A 13,810-nucleotide genomic window follows, 5' to 3' on the forward strand; every position below is an offset into this window, starting at 1 on the left:
GGACGCCCCGTTGCCGGTGCGTCCGCGGCAGGCCCCACGGGATGCAAAAACTCTCAAGCCAGCGAAAGGAACAGCTTCTCCAACCGGGCCCGCATCTGCGCGGAGTCCCGCACCAGCGGGTCCTCGCTGGTCATGCACTGCTGCAGACCCGTCGCGATGATCGAGAACCCGGCCCGGTCCAGCGCCTTGGAGACCGCCGACAACTGCGTGACGACGTCCTCACAGTCCCGGCCCTCCTCCATCATCTTGATCACTCCCGCGAGCTGACCCTGCGCCCGCCGCAGCCGGTTCAGCGCCGACTTCAGCTCCTCGGCACTCATGTCGAGTTGCACACCAACCTCCTCACATACCCCCACGGGTATCGTACCGTGGAGGAACCTGCCCAGAAAGGCATCTGCTCCGTGACCACCACCGCACTCACCCCCGCCCAGGCCGCCGCCCGCTTCGGCGAGTTCACCGTGATCGACGTCCGCACCCCCGGCGAGTACGCCACCGGCCACCTGCCCGGCGCCCACAACATCCCCCTGGACCGCTTGGACGAAGCCGCAGACGCCCTGAAGAAGGCCGCACAGCGCACGCCGTTCCTCATCGTCTGCGCCTCCGGAGCCCGGTCCGCCAAGGGCTGCGCACAGCTGGCCGCCCAGGACATCGACGCTGCCACCCTCGAAGGCGGGACCACCGCCTGGGCCACTGCGGGCCACGAGGTCGAGCGCCCGGTAGGCGCCCGCGCCACCTGGCCCATGGACCGCCAGGTCCGCCTCGCCGCCGGCACCCTCGTCCTCGCCGGCTTCCTGGCCGGCCTCGCATGGCCTCCCGCGCACTGGCTGTCCGGTGCCATCGGCGCCGGACTCGTCTTCTCCGGCGTGACCAATACCTGCGGCATGGCCGCAGCCCTTGCCAAGCTGCCCCACAACCGGCCTCCCAGGAGCGCGGTCTCCTTCCAGGAGACCCTGCTGCGTCTGGCCGCCTGACCCTGCCCCGGCACCCCTGGGCGTCGACGTGCTGCGGCAGGAGGCACCCGGCTGCTGATCCGCGACGTTCTCCCGCGCGGGGAGAACGTCGCGCCAGGGCAGGGCAACGAGCAGCAGGCCGCAGCAGACGAGGAAGACGCCGGCGAGGTTGAAGGTGGGCCACCAGAGCTCCAGGTCCGCCGTATCGAAGAGCCCTACCCGCGCATCCATGGTGTCGGCTGACAGAAGTACGCCGCCCGTAGCGGCCGCTTCGTGCCGGCCTCGGCCGCCTGCGCTGAACGGTGCCCGGCGGTCAGGACGCGCCTCGCCCAGCGGGTGCAGCGTCCGGGGCGCGCGGGCCGGGCACCGTGGCCGCCCGGGCGGCCAGATCCAGCTCCAGGCGGCTGCTCATGTCCAACTCGAACCTGCCGTATATCTCCGTACGGCGAGGTCAACCTGAACATGGCCGCACGCCTCAACCTCGCGGCGACGGTGCCCAGCCCCCGCACTGCGGGCGATGGGGTGCCGCCCGAGGAATGTACGGACACGTGAGCCTGTTCAGTCTCGTCCACCGACAAGCTGTCGGCCCGCCTTAGGGGTGCGTCACCCTGCCTCCGGGGGGCTGGCACGCGAGCCGCAAGAGGCTGCCGGCGTTCTCGGCGCTGCAACGGGTGGGCCGCTCAGCAGGCCGACGCCGCCCCCAGTGTCGTGTGTTTGGGTGATACGTCACGACGTGCGGGTGCCTTCTCCTTCGCGGCCGGGGTGTCCCGCTCGGACCGTGCCGATGTGGGTGACTCTGGACCCGTGGAGGGTAGAGGCGCTGCCCCGGCAGAACGGACGCGAAGCGCCGCCGCGCGTACAGAAGGAGAAGGCGATGAGCACCGACCCCCGGATGCAGGAGCTGTACGGGCAGGCCAGGGCCGAGGGCGGCGGGCTGGTCGTGTACGCCGGAGGGGATGCTCCCGAGCAGGCCCAGATGTATACGGCCGGCTTCAGCGAGATGTTCCCTGACATCGACATCGAGGTCACCGTCGACCTGAGCAAGTACCACAACGCGCGGATCGACGCGCAGCGCATCCGCGGGGACAGCCGTGTGGACGTGGTGCATGTGCAGACTGTCAACGACTTCCCGTACTGGAAGCAGCACGGCCTGCTTCAGCCGTACCGGCCCGACGGCCTCGACGAGGTCGACCCGGACTTCGTGGACCCCGACGGCGCCTACTACGCCCTGTTCGTCTTCGCGTTCTCCAACGTCGTCGACACCAAGGTCATCCCGGAGGAGCAGGCCCCGCGGGAGGCGACGGACTACCTGCGCCCGGAGTTGAAGGACCGCATCGTGCTGACGTATCCGCACGACGACGACGCCGTCCTGTTCCAGTTCGAGCAGATCATCGCCAAGCACGGCTACGGCTGGCTGGAGAAGCTGCTGGCGCAGAACCCGATGTGGGTGCGCGGGACCGCGACGCCGCTGGCGGTCATCGGTTCGGGTGAGCGGGCGGCGACGTTCACCTCGTTCTACTACCTCAACCCGCCCGCGGGTGACTCGATGAGGTTCATCCTGCCCAAGGAGGACTTCTTCCAGGCGTGGTATCAGACCGGAGCGATCCTCAAGGACGCGCCGCACCCCGCCGCGGCGAAGCTGTACATGAGCTACCGGCTCTCGCAGCAGGCCCAGCAGGCATCGGCCCAGTGGCCGGCCCGCCGGGACGTGCAGATCCCCGGCTGGAAGCCGATCGACCAGTACGGGAATACCGACCCGCGCGGATTCCGCGAGTTCATGCTCGACCGCGCCCGCGTCGAGCGACTGCGCGGCATCATGGAGGACTTCATCGGCCCCGTCCAGGGCGACAACCCCACCGGCGTCGACCGCAGCTGGCACTGAGACGTCGACGGCCGCACCGCAGCTGCCCTCCCCGGCCGCCGGGCCGGACTCATCGATGAGCTCCGGTCCGCCGGGCTTGTTCCCCAGACCCGCCCGACAGACCGCTGAACCGGTAGCACGGAAGAGGACGAGATGGCGAGTTCCGCCGGAGACCAGGCCGTACGGATGCCGGCGGTCTTCATCGGCCACGGCAACCCGATGAACGCCATCGAGGACAACACCTACACCGCCGCGTGGCGGGAGCTGGCCGACTCCATCCCGCGGCCGCGGGCGATCCTGTCGGTCTCGGCGCACTGGTACGTACCCGGCGGCCGGGTCATGGCCGAAGAGCGCCCCGCGACCATCCACGACTTCGGAGGCTTCCCTCCAGCCCTGTTCAACGTCGACTATCCGGCCCCCGGCTCACCCGACCTCGCGGCCCGGGTCTGCGAGCTGCTGGCACCCACCCCCATCGAACTCGACACCCAGTGGGGACTCGACCACGGCACCTGGTCCGTACTCATCCACATGTACCCGGACGCCGACATCCCCGTCGTCCAGCTGGGCATCGACGAAACCCTCACCCCGGCCCAGCACTACGACCTCGCCCGCCGCCTGCGCCCACTGCGCGAGGACGGGATCCTCATCCTCGGATCCGGCAATGTCGTGCACAACCTGCACACCTATGCCTGGGGCCGGCATCCGGTCGAACCGTTCGACTGGGCCGTCCGCTTCGACACCCGGCTACGGGAGCTGATCACCGCGGGCAGGTTCGACGACATCGCTGCCTACGAACAGGGCGGCGCGGACGCTGCGCTGGCCGTCCCCACCCCGGAGCACTACCTGCCGCTGCTCTACGTCCTGGCCGCCTGCGCAGGCGACGACCCCGTCACCTTCCCCGTCGACGGATTCGACGGCGGATCCATTTCCATGCTGGGCATCCGCCTCGGCTGACCCGCACCCGACATGCGGCACATCTTCAATAAACCAGGGCGAGCTGAAGTGGTCAGCGCATCAACGCTGTTCAGGAGGTCAGCGTAGACCTCTGCCAGAGTGCGGTAGCCATGGACTTTGCGGGGACGGTGGTTGAGCTCGTGGGCGATGGCGTGGAGGTCGGCCTGGCTGAACGTGCGGAGATCCGCGCCCTTGGGCAGGTACTGCCGTAGCAGGCGGTTGGTGTTCTCGTTGGTGCCCCGCTGCCAGGGGCTGCGTGGTTTGCAGAGGTAGATCGGCATGCCGGTCTCGGCCGTGATGGCCTGGTGCTCGGCCATCTCGCGGCCCCGGTCCCAGGTGAGCGTCCGCCGCATCTGCTCCGACGGTCGCCGAAGCTCTGGCCATCGTCCGTGGGGAGCAGCCCACCCAAGTCCGGCCGCAAGTCCACATACGGCACGACGCCAAGCTCCAACCCACGCCGAGGGCCACAACAAGCTGAGAGTATGGCCGAACTCCAAGCGTTCATCCCCGTCCCTCGCCAGTCGACCGCGAGCGTCCAGGCAAGCACCACCTGATCGTCGACCGGCATGGCACCCCATGGTCGTCTCGCTGAACAGCGGAAACCGTCACGACGTCCCTCAGCTGATGCGACTGCTGGATGAACGACTGTAGGGCCACTCCGCGCAAGCAGGACACAGCGTGCAGGAGCCCGATGCCACCTCGGCGACGGTCGGTAATCTCCGCGCATGTCACCTCTCGGCGCCCCGTCTGCGAGCAGACCGGGTGCCGGGGAGGGGCGCCGGACTGCGGGCAAGTGCCTACTGCGTGGATGCGGGCGGTTCCTCGTCGGACGCGAGGATCGAGTCCTCCAACTTGCGCAGCAGCCGCGCGAGTTGGCGCCTCTCGGACGGCGACACCCTGCCGAGCATCCGACGTTCGTTGTCGAGATGCTCGGCGAACACGGTGTCCACCGTCGCGAGGCCCTTCTCGGTGAGGCGCGAGTAGACGACCCTACGGTCGTCGGCGTCCCGTTCACGGGCGATCAGGCCGTCCTTCTCCAGACGGTCGAGCCGCAGGGTCACCCCCGCGGACGACACCAGTCCGGAGTCGGCGAGCTGCCCCGCCGTCAGTTGGTGCGGCTCGCCCGACCGCCGCAGCGCGGTCAGCACATCGAAGCCCGCCACGGCCAGTCCATGGCGTTCGATCGATGCGGTGAGCCTGGTGTTGTAGCGCAGGAAGGAGCGGTGGAGCCGGGCGAGGACCTCCAGCGGGCTCGTGTCCAGTTCCGGCCGTTCGCGCGCCCAGTCCTCGATCACCCTGGCCACGGCGTCCCGGTCTGCCGGCCTCGATGCAGCCATCCTCTTCCCCCGTACTGCTCCCGCCGACGCCCTCTGGCTTCTCACGGCACTGAGAATCTTATCGCTCAGCCGATCGACTGGGCCGGGGACGGCCGCGCCGGCTCCCTCACCTGCGGGAGCGCCGCGTCAGGACCCGGATCACCACGATGGCGAGCAGCGCGGCTGCCGCGGGCGCGGCGGTCTTCCTGAGCAGCACCGGCAGCGCGGCCGCTCCGAGGTCCACCGGCTCCGGCTCGGTCGAGGACCGGCCCTGGGCCGTATCCGCCGCGCCCACCGCGGAAGGCGCTGCCGCAACGGGCCCGGCGTCCTGCAGCAGCTCCTCGAGGCGGGTGGCGAACTGCTGCACGATGCGGTCGCCGACCTCGGTCATGATGCCCCGGCCGAACTGCGCGGGACGGCCGGTGATGTCGAGGTCGGTGCGCACGCGCACCCGGGTGCCGGCCGGGTCGGTGGTCAGCGTCGCGGTGACCGTGGCCGACGCGGTGCCTGCCCCGCGGGTCTCGCTCCCGCTGAGCTTGAGGTGCATCGAGCGGGCACTCTCGTCGCGGGTGACGGTGCCCTCGCCGCGGTAACTCATCTGCACCGCGCCGACCTTGACCTTGACGCGGCCGGTGAAGGAGTCGCCGTCGAGGGTGTCAAGCACGGCGCCGGGCATACAGGGCGCGACCCGGGCGAGGTCCTGGAAGAGCTTCCAGGACTCGTCGGGATCTGTCGGGACGGTGAAGGAGTGGTCGAGCTGCATGGATGTCCAATCATGGGCCCGCCGGCTCGGGACCGGATTCGGGAGGGGCGGTACGGGGGCGGTACTTGGGAGCGCGGGGGCGGTTCAGGTGCGGGCGGCTGTACGGATCAGGTCGCGGACGCGGCTGGGTGAAAGCGGGCCGCGGCGTACGACCACGCCGAATGAGCGCAGCGCGTTCTCGACGGCGCCGGCGAGCACCGCCTGCGGGGCGATGGCGCCGCCTTCGCCGAGGCCCTTGACTCCGAGGTCGTTCATGGGGCTCGGGGTGAAGATCTCGTCCATGTCGAGGTCCGGGATCTCCGACGACGTAGGCACGAGGTAGTCCATGTAGGTGCCGGTGCGGGGCTGACCGTCGGGGCCGTAGATCATCTCCTCGTAGAGTGCGCCGCCGATCCCTTGCGCGATGCCGCCGGTGACCTGTCCTTCCGCGATCATCGGGTTGACGATGTTGCCCGCGTCGTGGACGACGACGTAGTGCAGGATCTGGACCTCGCCGGTGTGCTCGTCGACCTCGACGACGGCCGCGTGGGCTCCGCTCGCGACGGCGAAGCCCGGCGGGCGGAAGTGCACGGTCTCGCTGAGCTCGGTGCCGTGTCGGCCGTCGGTCGGTTCGGGTGTGCCGGGCAGTGGGGCACGTCCGGCGAGTTCGGCCAGGGTGATCGAGGGTCCGCCCGGCTCCTTCGCCGCGACGACGCCGTCGCTCAGGTCGAGCTGGTCCGCCGGGATGCCGAGCCGGCGGGCCGCCGCCTCGACGATCTTCTCGCGCACGAGCCGGCCGGCGCGGTGGGTGGCGTTGCCCGCGTTGACCAGGGCGCGGCTGGCGATGGTGCCCACGCCGAACGGGGTGGCCTCGGTGTCGCCTCCGACGACGTCGATGACATCGAGGGGCACTCCGATGGCGTCGGCCGCGATCTGTGCCATCGACGTGCGGTGGCCCTGCCCCTGGGAGGGGGCGCCGATGGCGAGACGCACCCGGCCGCTGGGGGCGATGTCGATGCGGGCGGTCTCGAACGGTCCGAGGCCGGTCGCTTCGATGTACATGGCGAAGCCGATGCCGAGGTGCTTGCCGTCGCGGGCGCCCTCGCGCTGCCGGGCGCGTACCTGCTCGACACCGGCCCTGGCGACGGCGCGCCGCAGCAGTTCGGGGAAGTCCCCGGAGTCGTAGGACTGCGGTTTGCCCGAGCGGTCCACCAGGCCCGTCGCGTACGGCATCTCGTCGGGCCGCACCAGGTTGCGGGCCCGCAGTTCCTCTGGCTCGATGCCCAGCTTTGCGGCCAGCCGGTCCATCGCCCGTTCCATGGCGAACACCGCCTCCGGGCGGCCGGCCCCCCGGTAGGGCGTGGCGAAGGTGGTGTTGGTGAGGACGCCGGTGACGTCGATGTCCACGTTGGGCACGCGGTAGGGCCCAAGGAGGTGGCACAGCGAGTTGTACGGAACGACGAGGCCGGTCATGTTGTACGCGCCGAAATTGACGGTGATCCGGTCGCGTACGGCGACGAGGTGGCCGTCGGCGTCCGCCGCGAGTTCGATGCGGTGGACCTGTTCGCGGGCGTGCGAGGAGGCGATCAGGTTCTCGTTGCGGTCCTCGCGCCACAGCACGGGCCGGCCGAGGTGGCGTGCGGCGTGCGGGATCAGGAGTTCCTCGACGTAGAGGATGCCCTTCTGCCCGAAGCCGCCGCCGACGTCGGCGGCGATGACACGGACCGCGGCGGGGTCGAGACCGAGGGTGTGGGCGATGGCCTCCCGCAGCCGGTGCGGGGTCTGGGTGCCCGACCAGACGGTCAGGCGGCCGCTGTAGGGGTCGACCTGGGCCGAGATCGCGCGGGTCTCGATCGGCGAGGCGACGTAGCGGTGGGCCTCGAACTGTTCGCTCACCACCGTGTGCGCGCCGGAGAACGCGGCCTCGGGGTCGCCGGTGCGGGTGGCGACGGCGACGGCGGTGTTGTCCTGCAGGTCCTCGTGCAGCAGGGGCGCGTCCGGTGTCAGGGCGTGCTCCGGGTCGACGACCACGGGCAGCGGGGCGTAGCGCACGTCGACGAGTTCGAGGGCGTCCTCGGCGAGGTAGCGGTTCTCGGCGAGGACGACGGCGACGGGCTGGCCGACGTAGAGAACCTTGTCGCGTGCGAGCAGCGGCATCGGAGTCATCCGGACGACGGGGTCCAGGAGCTCGGCGAGGCCCGGCGGGGTGCGCAGTTCCTCCTTGTTGAGCATGGCCGGCAGGTCCGCCACGTCGTCGCCCGTCCACACGGCGACGACTCCGGGCGCGGCCAGCGCCGCGCTCGTGTCGACCGACTCGATGCGGGCGTGGGCGTGCGGGCTGCGCAGGAAGGCGGCCTCGACGGCGCCGGGGAGGGCGATGTCATCGACGTAGCGGCCGTTGCCCCGCAGCAGGCGGTCGTCCTCGACGCGTGGGACGGAACGCCCGATCCAGCTGCCGCTGCCGGCGTTCTGCGGGGCGGGGTGGGAATCGTGGGACATACGGGTCACTCCCCGAATCGCTCGTCGAGTGCCTGGCATACGGCACGGCGGATGTTGCGGTAGCCGGTGCACCGGCACAGATGCCCGCTGAGGGCGTCGGCGACCTGCTCCTCGTCGGGGCGCTCGGGCTGCTCGGCAAGGGCGGTCGCCGTCATGACGAACCCGGGCGTGCAGAAGCCGCACTGCATGCCGTGGCACTCGTGGAAGGCGCGCTGGACGGGAGTGAGCGGGCTGCCGTCGGGGGCGAGGCTCTCGACGGTGCGGATGTCCGCGCCCTCGCATTGCACGGCCAGCGTGAGGCAGGTGCGTACCGGTTCGTCGTCGACGAGGACGGTGCAGGCCCCGCAGACTCCGTGCTCGCAGCCGACGTGGGTGCCGGTGAGGCCCAGCCGGTCGCGCAGGAAGTCGCTGAGCAGCAGCCTCGACTCGACCTGGGCGGTGACCGCTCGGCCGTTGACGGTGAGGCGGAGTTCGTGCCAGGCGGACGGTTCGGCGAGCGGCGGGGTGCGGGCGGCAAGCGGGGTGGGGACGGAGGGGGTCATCAGCTGCGCTCCCAGGCGGTGGTGCAGGCGCGGACGAGGAGATGGGCGGCGCTCTCGCGCCGGTGGGTGGCGGTGGAGTGGACGTCGTCGGAGGGGGTGAGGCGGGCGAGGGCGGCACGGGCGGCCGCGGCGCGTGCCTGCTCGCCTGCGTCGGTGCCGACGAGCGCGTCCTCGGCGGCGGGCAGGCGTACGGGGACGGGGCCCGCGCCGCAGAAGACGACGCGGGCGGTGGAGACGGTGTCCGTGGCCTCGTCCCGTTCCAGGAGGACGGCCACGCCGACGGTGGCGAAGTCGCCATGCCGTCGCGTCAGTTCCTCGAAGGCCCAGCCGTGGTCCGCCGGGAGCGGCGGGAACACGACCTCGGTGAGCAGCTCGTCCGCTTCGACGGCGGTGACGAAGGTGGCGACGAAGAAGTCCTCGGCGGCGACCGTGCGGGTGCCGCGCGGTCCGGCGATCACGAAACGGGCGTCCAGGGCCAGCGCCGCGGTGGGCAGTTCGGCGGCCGGGTCGTGGTGGACGAGGCTGCCGCAGACGGTGCCGCGGCTGCGGATCTGCGGATGGCCGATGTGCCCGATCGCGGCGGCCAGCAGCGGCCATCCGTCCCGTACCGCGTGGTCAGCGGCGGCGTGGGCCTGTCGGACCGCGGCTCCGATATGGAGTGCGCCCGACTCGTCCACGTGGAGGCTGCCGAGTTCGGGGATGCGGCTGATGTCCACCAGCAGCTCGGGCCTCGCGAGGCGCATGTTCAGCATAGGGATCAGGGACTGGCCGCCCGCCATGACCTTCGCCTCCCGCGTCTCGTCGGCCAGGAGGGCGACAGCCTCTCCGACGGTGCTGGGGGCGATGTAGTCGAAGGATGTGGGTTTCAACCTGCTGCACCGGACCTCTCGAGTCGTCGTCGCGCCGTGGTATTCGACACCGAATCTATCTAGTACCTAAAATGATTTACGCTAAAGTTTATTCTGGCAAGAGGCTGCCCCAGATTTCTCGGTCCGAGGTGAGCGACATGAGACACGTCATCGACCAGGCCACCGCCTGGCAGCGCACCGGAACCCGCTTCGCCATGGCGACCGTCGTACGGACCTGGGGCTCGGCCCCGCACGGGCCGGGCGCTTCGATGCTCGTCACCGAGGATGGCCGCATCGTCGGCAGCGTGTCCGGCGGCTGCGTCGAAGCCGCCGTCTGTGCGACCGCGGAGCAAGTGCTCGCAGGCGCCGCCCCCGTGGTGGAGAGCTGGGGAGTCGGCGACGAGGACGCGTTCGCAGTGGGCCTGACCTGCGGCGGCACGATCGAGGTGCTGATCCGCGCAGTGGGCCCCGATGTGCCGCTCCAACGAGTGGCGGCCGATCTCGCGGCGGGTGCGCCGGTGGCCCTGGTCACGCCCGTGCACGGCGACGGCTGCCTGGCCGCAGGCGGCGGGACGGTCACCGGTTCGCTCGGCGACGCGCGGGTGGACCGGGCCGCTGTCCTGGCCGCCGAAGGCATGCTCGGCCGAGGTGAGAGCGGGCTGGTCACCACCGGACAAGGGGCCGCCGGTAACGGGGCGTGCGCACCGGAGCGGGAGCTGCTGGTGCAGTCCTTCGCCCCGCGGCCCCGGCTGCTGATCTTCGGGGCGGTCGAGTTCGCCCGCCCCCTCGCGGACATCGGAGCCGCACTCGGCCACCGGGTGACGGTCTGCGACGCCAGGCCCGCCTTCGCGGTCGCCGACCGCTTCCCGGGCGCCGACGAAGTCGTCGCCGAGCGGCCCGACCGCTGGTTCCGCAGCAACGCGGACCTCATCGGTCCGGCGACCGCGGTGTGCGTGCTGACCCATGACGCCCGGTTCGACGTGCCCGTCCTCGCCCTCGCCCTGCGCAGCGGGGCCGGGTACGTGGGGGCCATGGGCAGCCGCCGTACGCACGAGGACCGGCTGGCGCGGCTGCGCGAGACAGGCGCGACCGAGGCGGAACTCGCCCGGCTGCGTTCGCCGATCGGCCTGGATCTCGGCGGGCGGGGGTCCGGGGAGACCGCCTTGTCGATCATGGCCGAGATCGTCGCGGTGCGGCGCGGCGGCAGCGGACTGCCGCTCACGGTCCGGGAAGGCCCCGTGCACATGTCGTGACCATTTTTGAACGACTGTTTTTCTGAACACTCGTTTAATCTGAGGGATGTGGATCCAGGACACAAGAGGCAACCGAGCGCGCGCGACACATCCCCCGGAGCGACCGGCGGAGGCAGCCCTCCGTCCGGGCAGCGCCGCCCCGGCTCGCACGACCCGGAGGGCAACCGCCGGGCGGTCGTCGACGCGGCCCGGAGGCTGTTCGGCGCCCACGGTTACAAGGGGGTCGGCGTCCGTGCCATCGCGGCCGAGGCGGGGGTGACGCCTGGCCTGGTGATGGCGTACTTCGGCACGAAGGACGGGCTGTTCCGCGAGGTCGTCGGCAGTGGCACAGGAGTCGCGGAGGACGTGCTGGCGGCCGCGGCCCGCGGCGGGGGCGATGTGCCGGCGGCTCTCGCCGGCGCCTATCTCGACCGGTGGGACCGGCTGCCGGCACACGATCCCTGGCCGGCACTGATCCGCTCCGCCGTCGGCCACGCGCCGAGCGCGGAAATGCTGCGCACGATCCTGGAGAAGCAGGTCGGCGAACCGCTCGCCCGGCTCCTTGGCGACTCACCTCAAGCCGATGTACGCGCCGCGCTGGTCCGCAGCGTCCTCTTCGGCGTCATCATGGAGCGCTACCTCTTCGCGCACGAACCGGCGGCGTCCGTCCCGACCGGGGAGTTCGCGCCCGCGCTGGCGGACGTCCTCACGACGGCCTTCGGCGACGCTCTGCACACCGCTCCCCCCGCGGCGCCGGCCCCCGTCACGCCCGGGCCGCAGGCCGCGCGCCCGCCGGACGCGCGGGCGGCGGAGGGCGCACAGGTGGAGGGCGCACAGGTGGAGGCCATCCGCCCCGCCCCCGTGCGTCCCCACGAGGGCGGGTCCCCCTCGGCGCTCTTCGCGCGGCTGGGCGAGTGCGCCCAGCGGCATCAGGCGCTCATCGGCCGAACCGTCCGCGAGTACGGCATCAGCCTGCCCGCCTACGACGTGCTGGCCGCCCTGCATGACGCGGGTGAGCCCTACCGGCGGACGACGGGCGAGGTCGCGGCGGCCGGCTCGGTCCGGGCCGGCGGGCTCACCCAGCATGCCGACCGCCTGGAGGCAGCGGGGCTGATCCGGCGCGAGCGCGACGCCGACGACCGCCGGATCGTCCATCTCCGCCTCACGCAGGAGGGCGTCGAGCTGGCCGATCGGGTCCGCGCGGTGCGCGGCGCGCAGGAGGAGGAGCTGCTGGCCGGACTGGGGCCCGCGGACCGGCGCCGCCTCGGCGCGCTGCTCGGCACCCTGGGGCAGTCGCTCGGGGCTGGTGGCCCGGAGCAGTGATCACTGCTCCGGGCCACCGGCCCCGAACCGGATGTGCCGGCGGTGTCAGGAGTTGAGCTCCTCCAGCGTCCTGCCCTTGGTCTCGACCGCGAACCAGGCGATCACAGCGCCGACCGCGGCCACGACCGCGAGCTGCGCGAAGACGATAGAGAGGCTGCCGCCTGCACTGATGACCGCGCCGACGGTGATCGGTCCGACGATGACGCCGAGCCGGTTCCACAGTCCGCCGAACGCGGCGCCCTTGGCCCGGTTGCAGGTGGGGTACAGCTCGGGCGAGTACAGGTAGAGCCCCGCGTTGATCGCGTAGAGGAAGAAGGTCGTGCAGGAGGCGAAGACGGCGATCTGGCCTCCCGAGGTCGCGCCGGCCAGCGCGAGTACGCCCAGGGAGAGCATGGTGCCGCACAGCGCTGCCACCAGTGCGGGCCTGCGGCCGATGCGGTCGATCAGCAGGGCGACCACGAGCGTGCCGAGCAGGCCGGTGAAGTTGCTGAGCAGGGTGTAGACGAGGGCCGTGGTCAGATCCAGGCCGAACTGCCTCGTGTAGAGGGACGGCAGCCAGGCCGAGATGCCGTGGTTGACGTAGTAGGCGACGAACCACAGCCCGGAGAGCACCGCCGTGCGCCGCAGATAGCGTCCCTGGAAGAGGTCGCGCAGCCCGCCCCTGGAGGTGTCCTCGGGAACGTCGGCGGCGGGCAGCGGCAGCTGTTCGGCGGTGGCGCGGGCGACTTGTGCCTCGATACGGGAGATTGCCGCCTCGGCCTCCTGGGTACGTCCGCGGGCCAGCAGCCAGCGCGGGGACTCCTCGACGTGACGGGGCAGCGCGGCGGCGATCAGCACCGGGAGGGTGCCGATGACGAACATGGCGCGCCAGCCGAGGTTGGGGACCACCCACACGGCGACCAGGGTGGCTGCCGCGAGACCTGCCGGGAAGATCATCTCGTACAGCAGGACGAACCGGCCGCGCTTGTCGGAGCGGGCGATCTCGTTGATGTAGGTCGCGGCGACGGGGACCACACCGCCGATGCCGAGTCCCTGGACGAACCGGAAGAGCGAGAACATCTCGATGCCGCCGGAGAAGGCGACGGCGAGGCTGGCGAGACCGGTGACCGCGACGCCGAGGGCGACCGTGCGGACCCGGCCGATCCGGTCACCCATCCAGCCGGCGGCCAGGGCGCCGAGCAGCATACCGATGGAGGCGGCCGTGACGGCGAAGGTGGCCTGCCCGGTGCTCAGGTTCCATTCCTTCATCAGGACAGGCAGAGCGGAGGCGGCCAACAGCTGGTCGAACGCCTCGAAGAAGGTGACGGCGCCGATCAGGAATCGGACCTTGACGTGCCAGCGCGAGTGCGGCAGTCGTTCGAGTCTTGCCGCTATCGAGCCAAGGGCTGGTTTGCCGGCCACAGTCGCCATGGAGGGGTCCTTCCGCCAACAGAGGAGTTGCGGAGACAGTAAGTGGCTATATCTAAGTGGTCAATGGTTAAGACCTTAGGAACCTTGAGTATCAGGCTCACCCACCCACTCCACCTCGAGTCTTGCGCTATGA

12 protein-coding genes and 1 pseudogene are annotated in these 13,810 nt (G+C 71.1%); 5 read left to right on the forward strand and 8 right to left on the reverse strand.

The window, feature by feature from the left end; translation table 11 throughout:
- Positions 1-53: 53 nt before the first annotated feature.
- The gene (locus RCO28_RS38605) at positions 54-332 is read right to left on the reverse strand and encodes a metal-sensitive transcriptional regulator (protein ID WP_282513995.1); all 279 of its coding nucleotides are present in this window, start codon (positions 330-332) and stop codon (positions 54-56) included.
- A gap of 69 nt (positions 333-401) precedes the next feature.
- Between RCO28_RS38605 and RCO28_RS38610 the strand changes: the two genes are divergently transcribed.
- The 3 genes from RCO28_RS38610 to ygiD all read left to right on the forward strand — a co-directional run bounded on the left by RCO28_RS38610 (position 402) and on the right by ygiD (position 3,765).
- The gene (locus tag RCO28_RS38610) at positions 402-971 is read left to right on the forward strand and encodes a rhodanese-like domain-containing protein (protein WP_308946081.1); all 570 of its coding nucleotides are present in this window, start codon (positions 402-404) and stop codon (positions 969-971) included.
- Between the two features lie 853 nt (positions 972-1,824).
- On the forward strand, positions 1,825-2,832 hold the full coding sequence (locus RCO28_RS38615; protein ID WP_308946082.1) for an ABC transporter substrate-binding protein: 1,008 nt from the start codon (positions 1,825-1,827) through the stop codon (positions 2,830-2,832).
- Positions 2,833-2,964: 132 nt separating this feature from the next.
- Positions 2,965-3,765: a 4,5-DOPA dioxygenase extradiol gene (gene ygiD, locus RCO28_RS38620; RefSeq protein WP_308946083.1), complete on the forward strand. Its 801-nt coding sequence runs from the start codon at positions 2,965-2,967 to the stop codon at positions 3,763-3,765.
- A gap of 71 nt (positions 3,766-3,836) precedes the next feature.
- On the opposite strand, the pseudogene RCO28_RS38625 reads toward ygiD, so the two are convergent.
- The 6 genes and pseudogenes from RCO28_RS38625 to RCO28_RS38655 form a co-directional block, all read right to left on the reverse strand.
- Positions 3,837-4,118: pseudogene (locus tag RCO28_RS38625) on the reverse strand (IS30 family transposase); the annotation flags it as partial.
- Between the two features lie 444 nt (positions 4,119-4,562).
- Positions 4,563-5,102, reverse strand: a complete 540-nt coding sequence (locus RCO28_RS38635; RefSeq protein ID WP_308946084.1) for a MarR family transcriptional regulator — start codon at positions 5,100-5,102, stop codon at positions 4,563-4,565.
- Positions 5,103-5,208: 106 nt separating this feature from the next.
- Positions 5,209-5,844 (reverse strand): SRPBCC family protein, encoded by a 636-nt coding sequence (locus RCO28_RS38640; RefSeq protein ID WP_308946085.1) that lies wholly within the window; start codon positions 5,842-5,844, stop codon positions 5,209-5,211.
- A gap of 84 nt (positions 5,845-5,928) precedes the next feature.
- On the reverse strand, positions 5,929-8,322 hold the full coding sequence (locus RCO28_RS38645) for a xanthine dehydrogenase family protein molybdopterin-binding subunit (RefSeq protein ID WP_308946086.1): 2,394 nt from the start codon (positions 8,320-8,322) through the stop codon (positions 5,929-5,931).
- Between the two features lie 5 nt (positions 8,323-8,327).
- Positions 8,328-8,864 (reverse strand): 2Fe-2S iron-sulfur cluster-binding protein, encoded by a 537-nt coding sequence (locus RCO28_RS38650; RefSeq protein WP_308946087.1) that lies wholly within the window; start codon positions 8,862-8,864, stop codon positions 8,328-8,330.
- Positions 8,864-9,733, reverse strand: a complete 870-nt coding sequence (locus tag RCO28_RS38655) for a xanthine dehydrogenase family protein subunit M (RefSeq protein WP_308946088.1) — start codon at positions 9,731-9,733, stop codon at positions 8,864-8,866. Before RCO28_RS38655 ends, RCO28_RS38650 begins: the two co-directional genes overlap by 1 nt.
- Positions 9,734-9,870: 137 nt before the next feature.
- Here RCO28_RS38655 and RCO28_RS38660 point away from each other — a divergent pair, with 137 nt between their 5' ends.
- Together RCO28_RS38660 and RCO28_RS38665 are read left to right on the forward strand one after the other, a co-directional pair.
- Entirely contained in the window at positions 9,871-10,965 is a 1,095-nt protein-coding gene (locus tag RCO28_RS38660; protein ID WP_308946089.1) for an XdhC family protein, read from the forward strand.
- A gap of 48 nt (positions 10,966-11,013) precedes the next feature.
- Positions 11,014-12,267, forward strand: coding sequence for a TetR family transcriptional regulator (locus RCO28_RS38665; protein WP_308946090.1), 1,254 nt, complete (start codon positions 11,014-11,016; stop codon positions 12,265-12,267).
- A 45-nt stretch (positions 12,268-12,312) separates the two neighbouring features.
- On the opposite strand, the gene RCO28_RS38670 is transcribed toward RCO28_RS38665, so the two are convergent.
- On the reverse strand, positions 12,313-13,677 hold the full coding sequence (locus RCO28_RS38670) for an MFS transporter (RefSeq protein ID WP_308946091.1): 1,365 nt from the start codon (positions 13,675-13,677) through the stop codon (positions 12,313-12,315).
- Positions 13,678-13,810 lie beyond the last annotated feature (133 nt).

The sequence above is a fragment of the Streptomyces sp. LHD-70 genome, assembly GCF_031157275.1.
Taxonomy (GTDB): domain Bacteria; phylum Actinomycetota; class Actinomycetes; order Streptomycetales; family Streptomycetaceae; genus Streptomyces.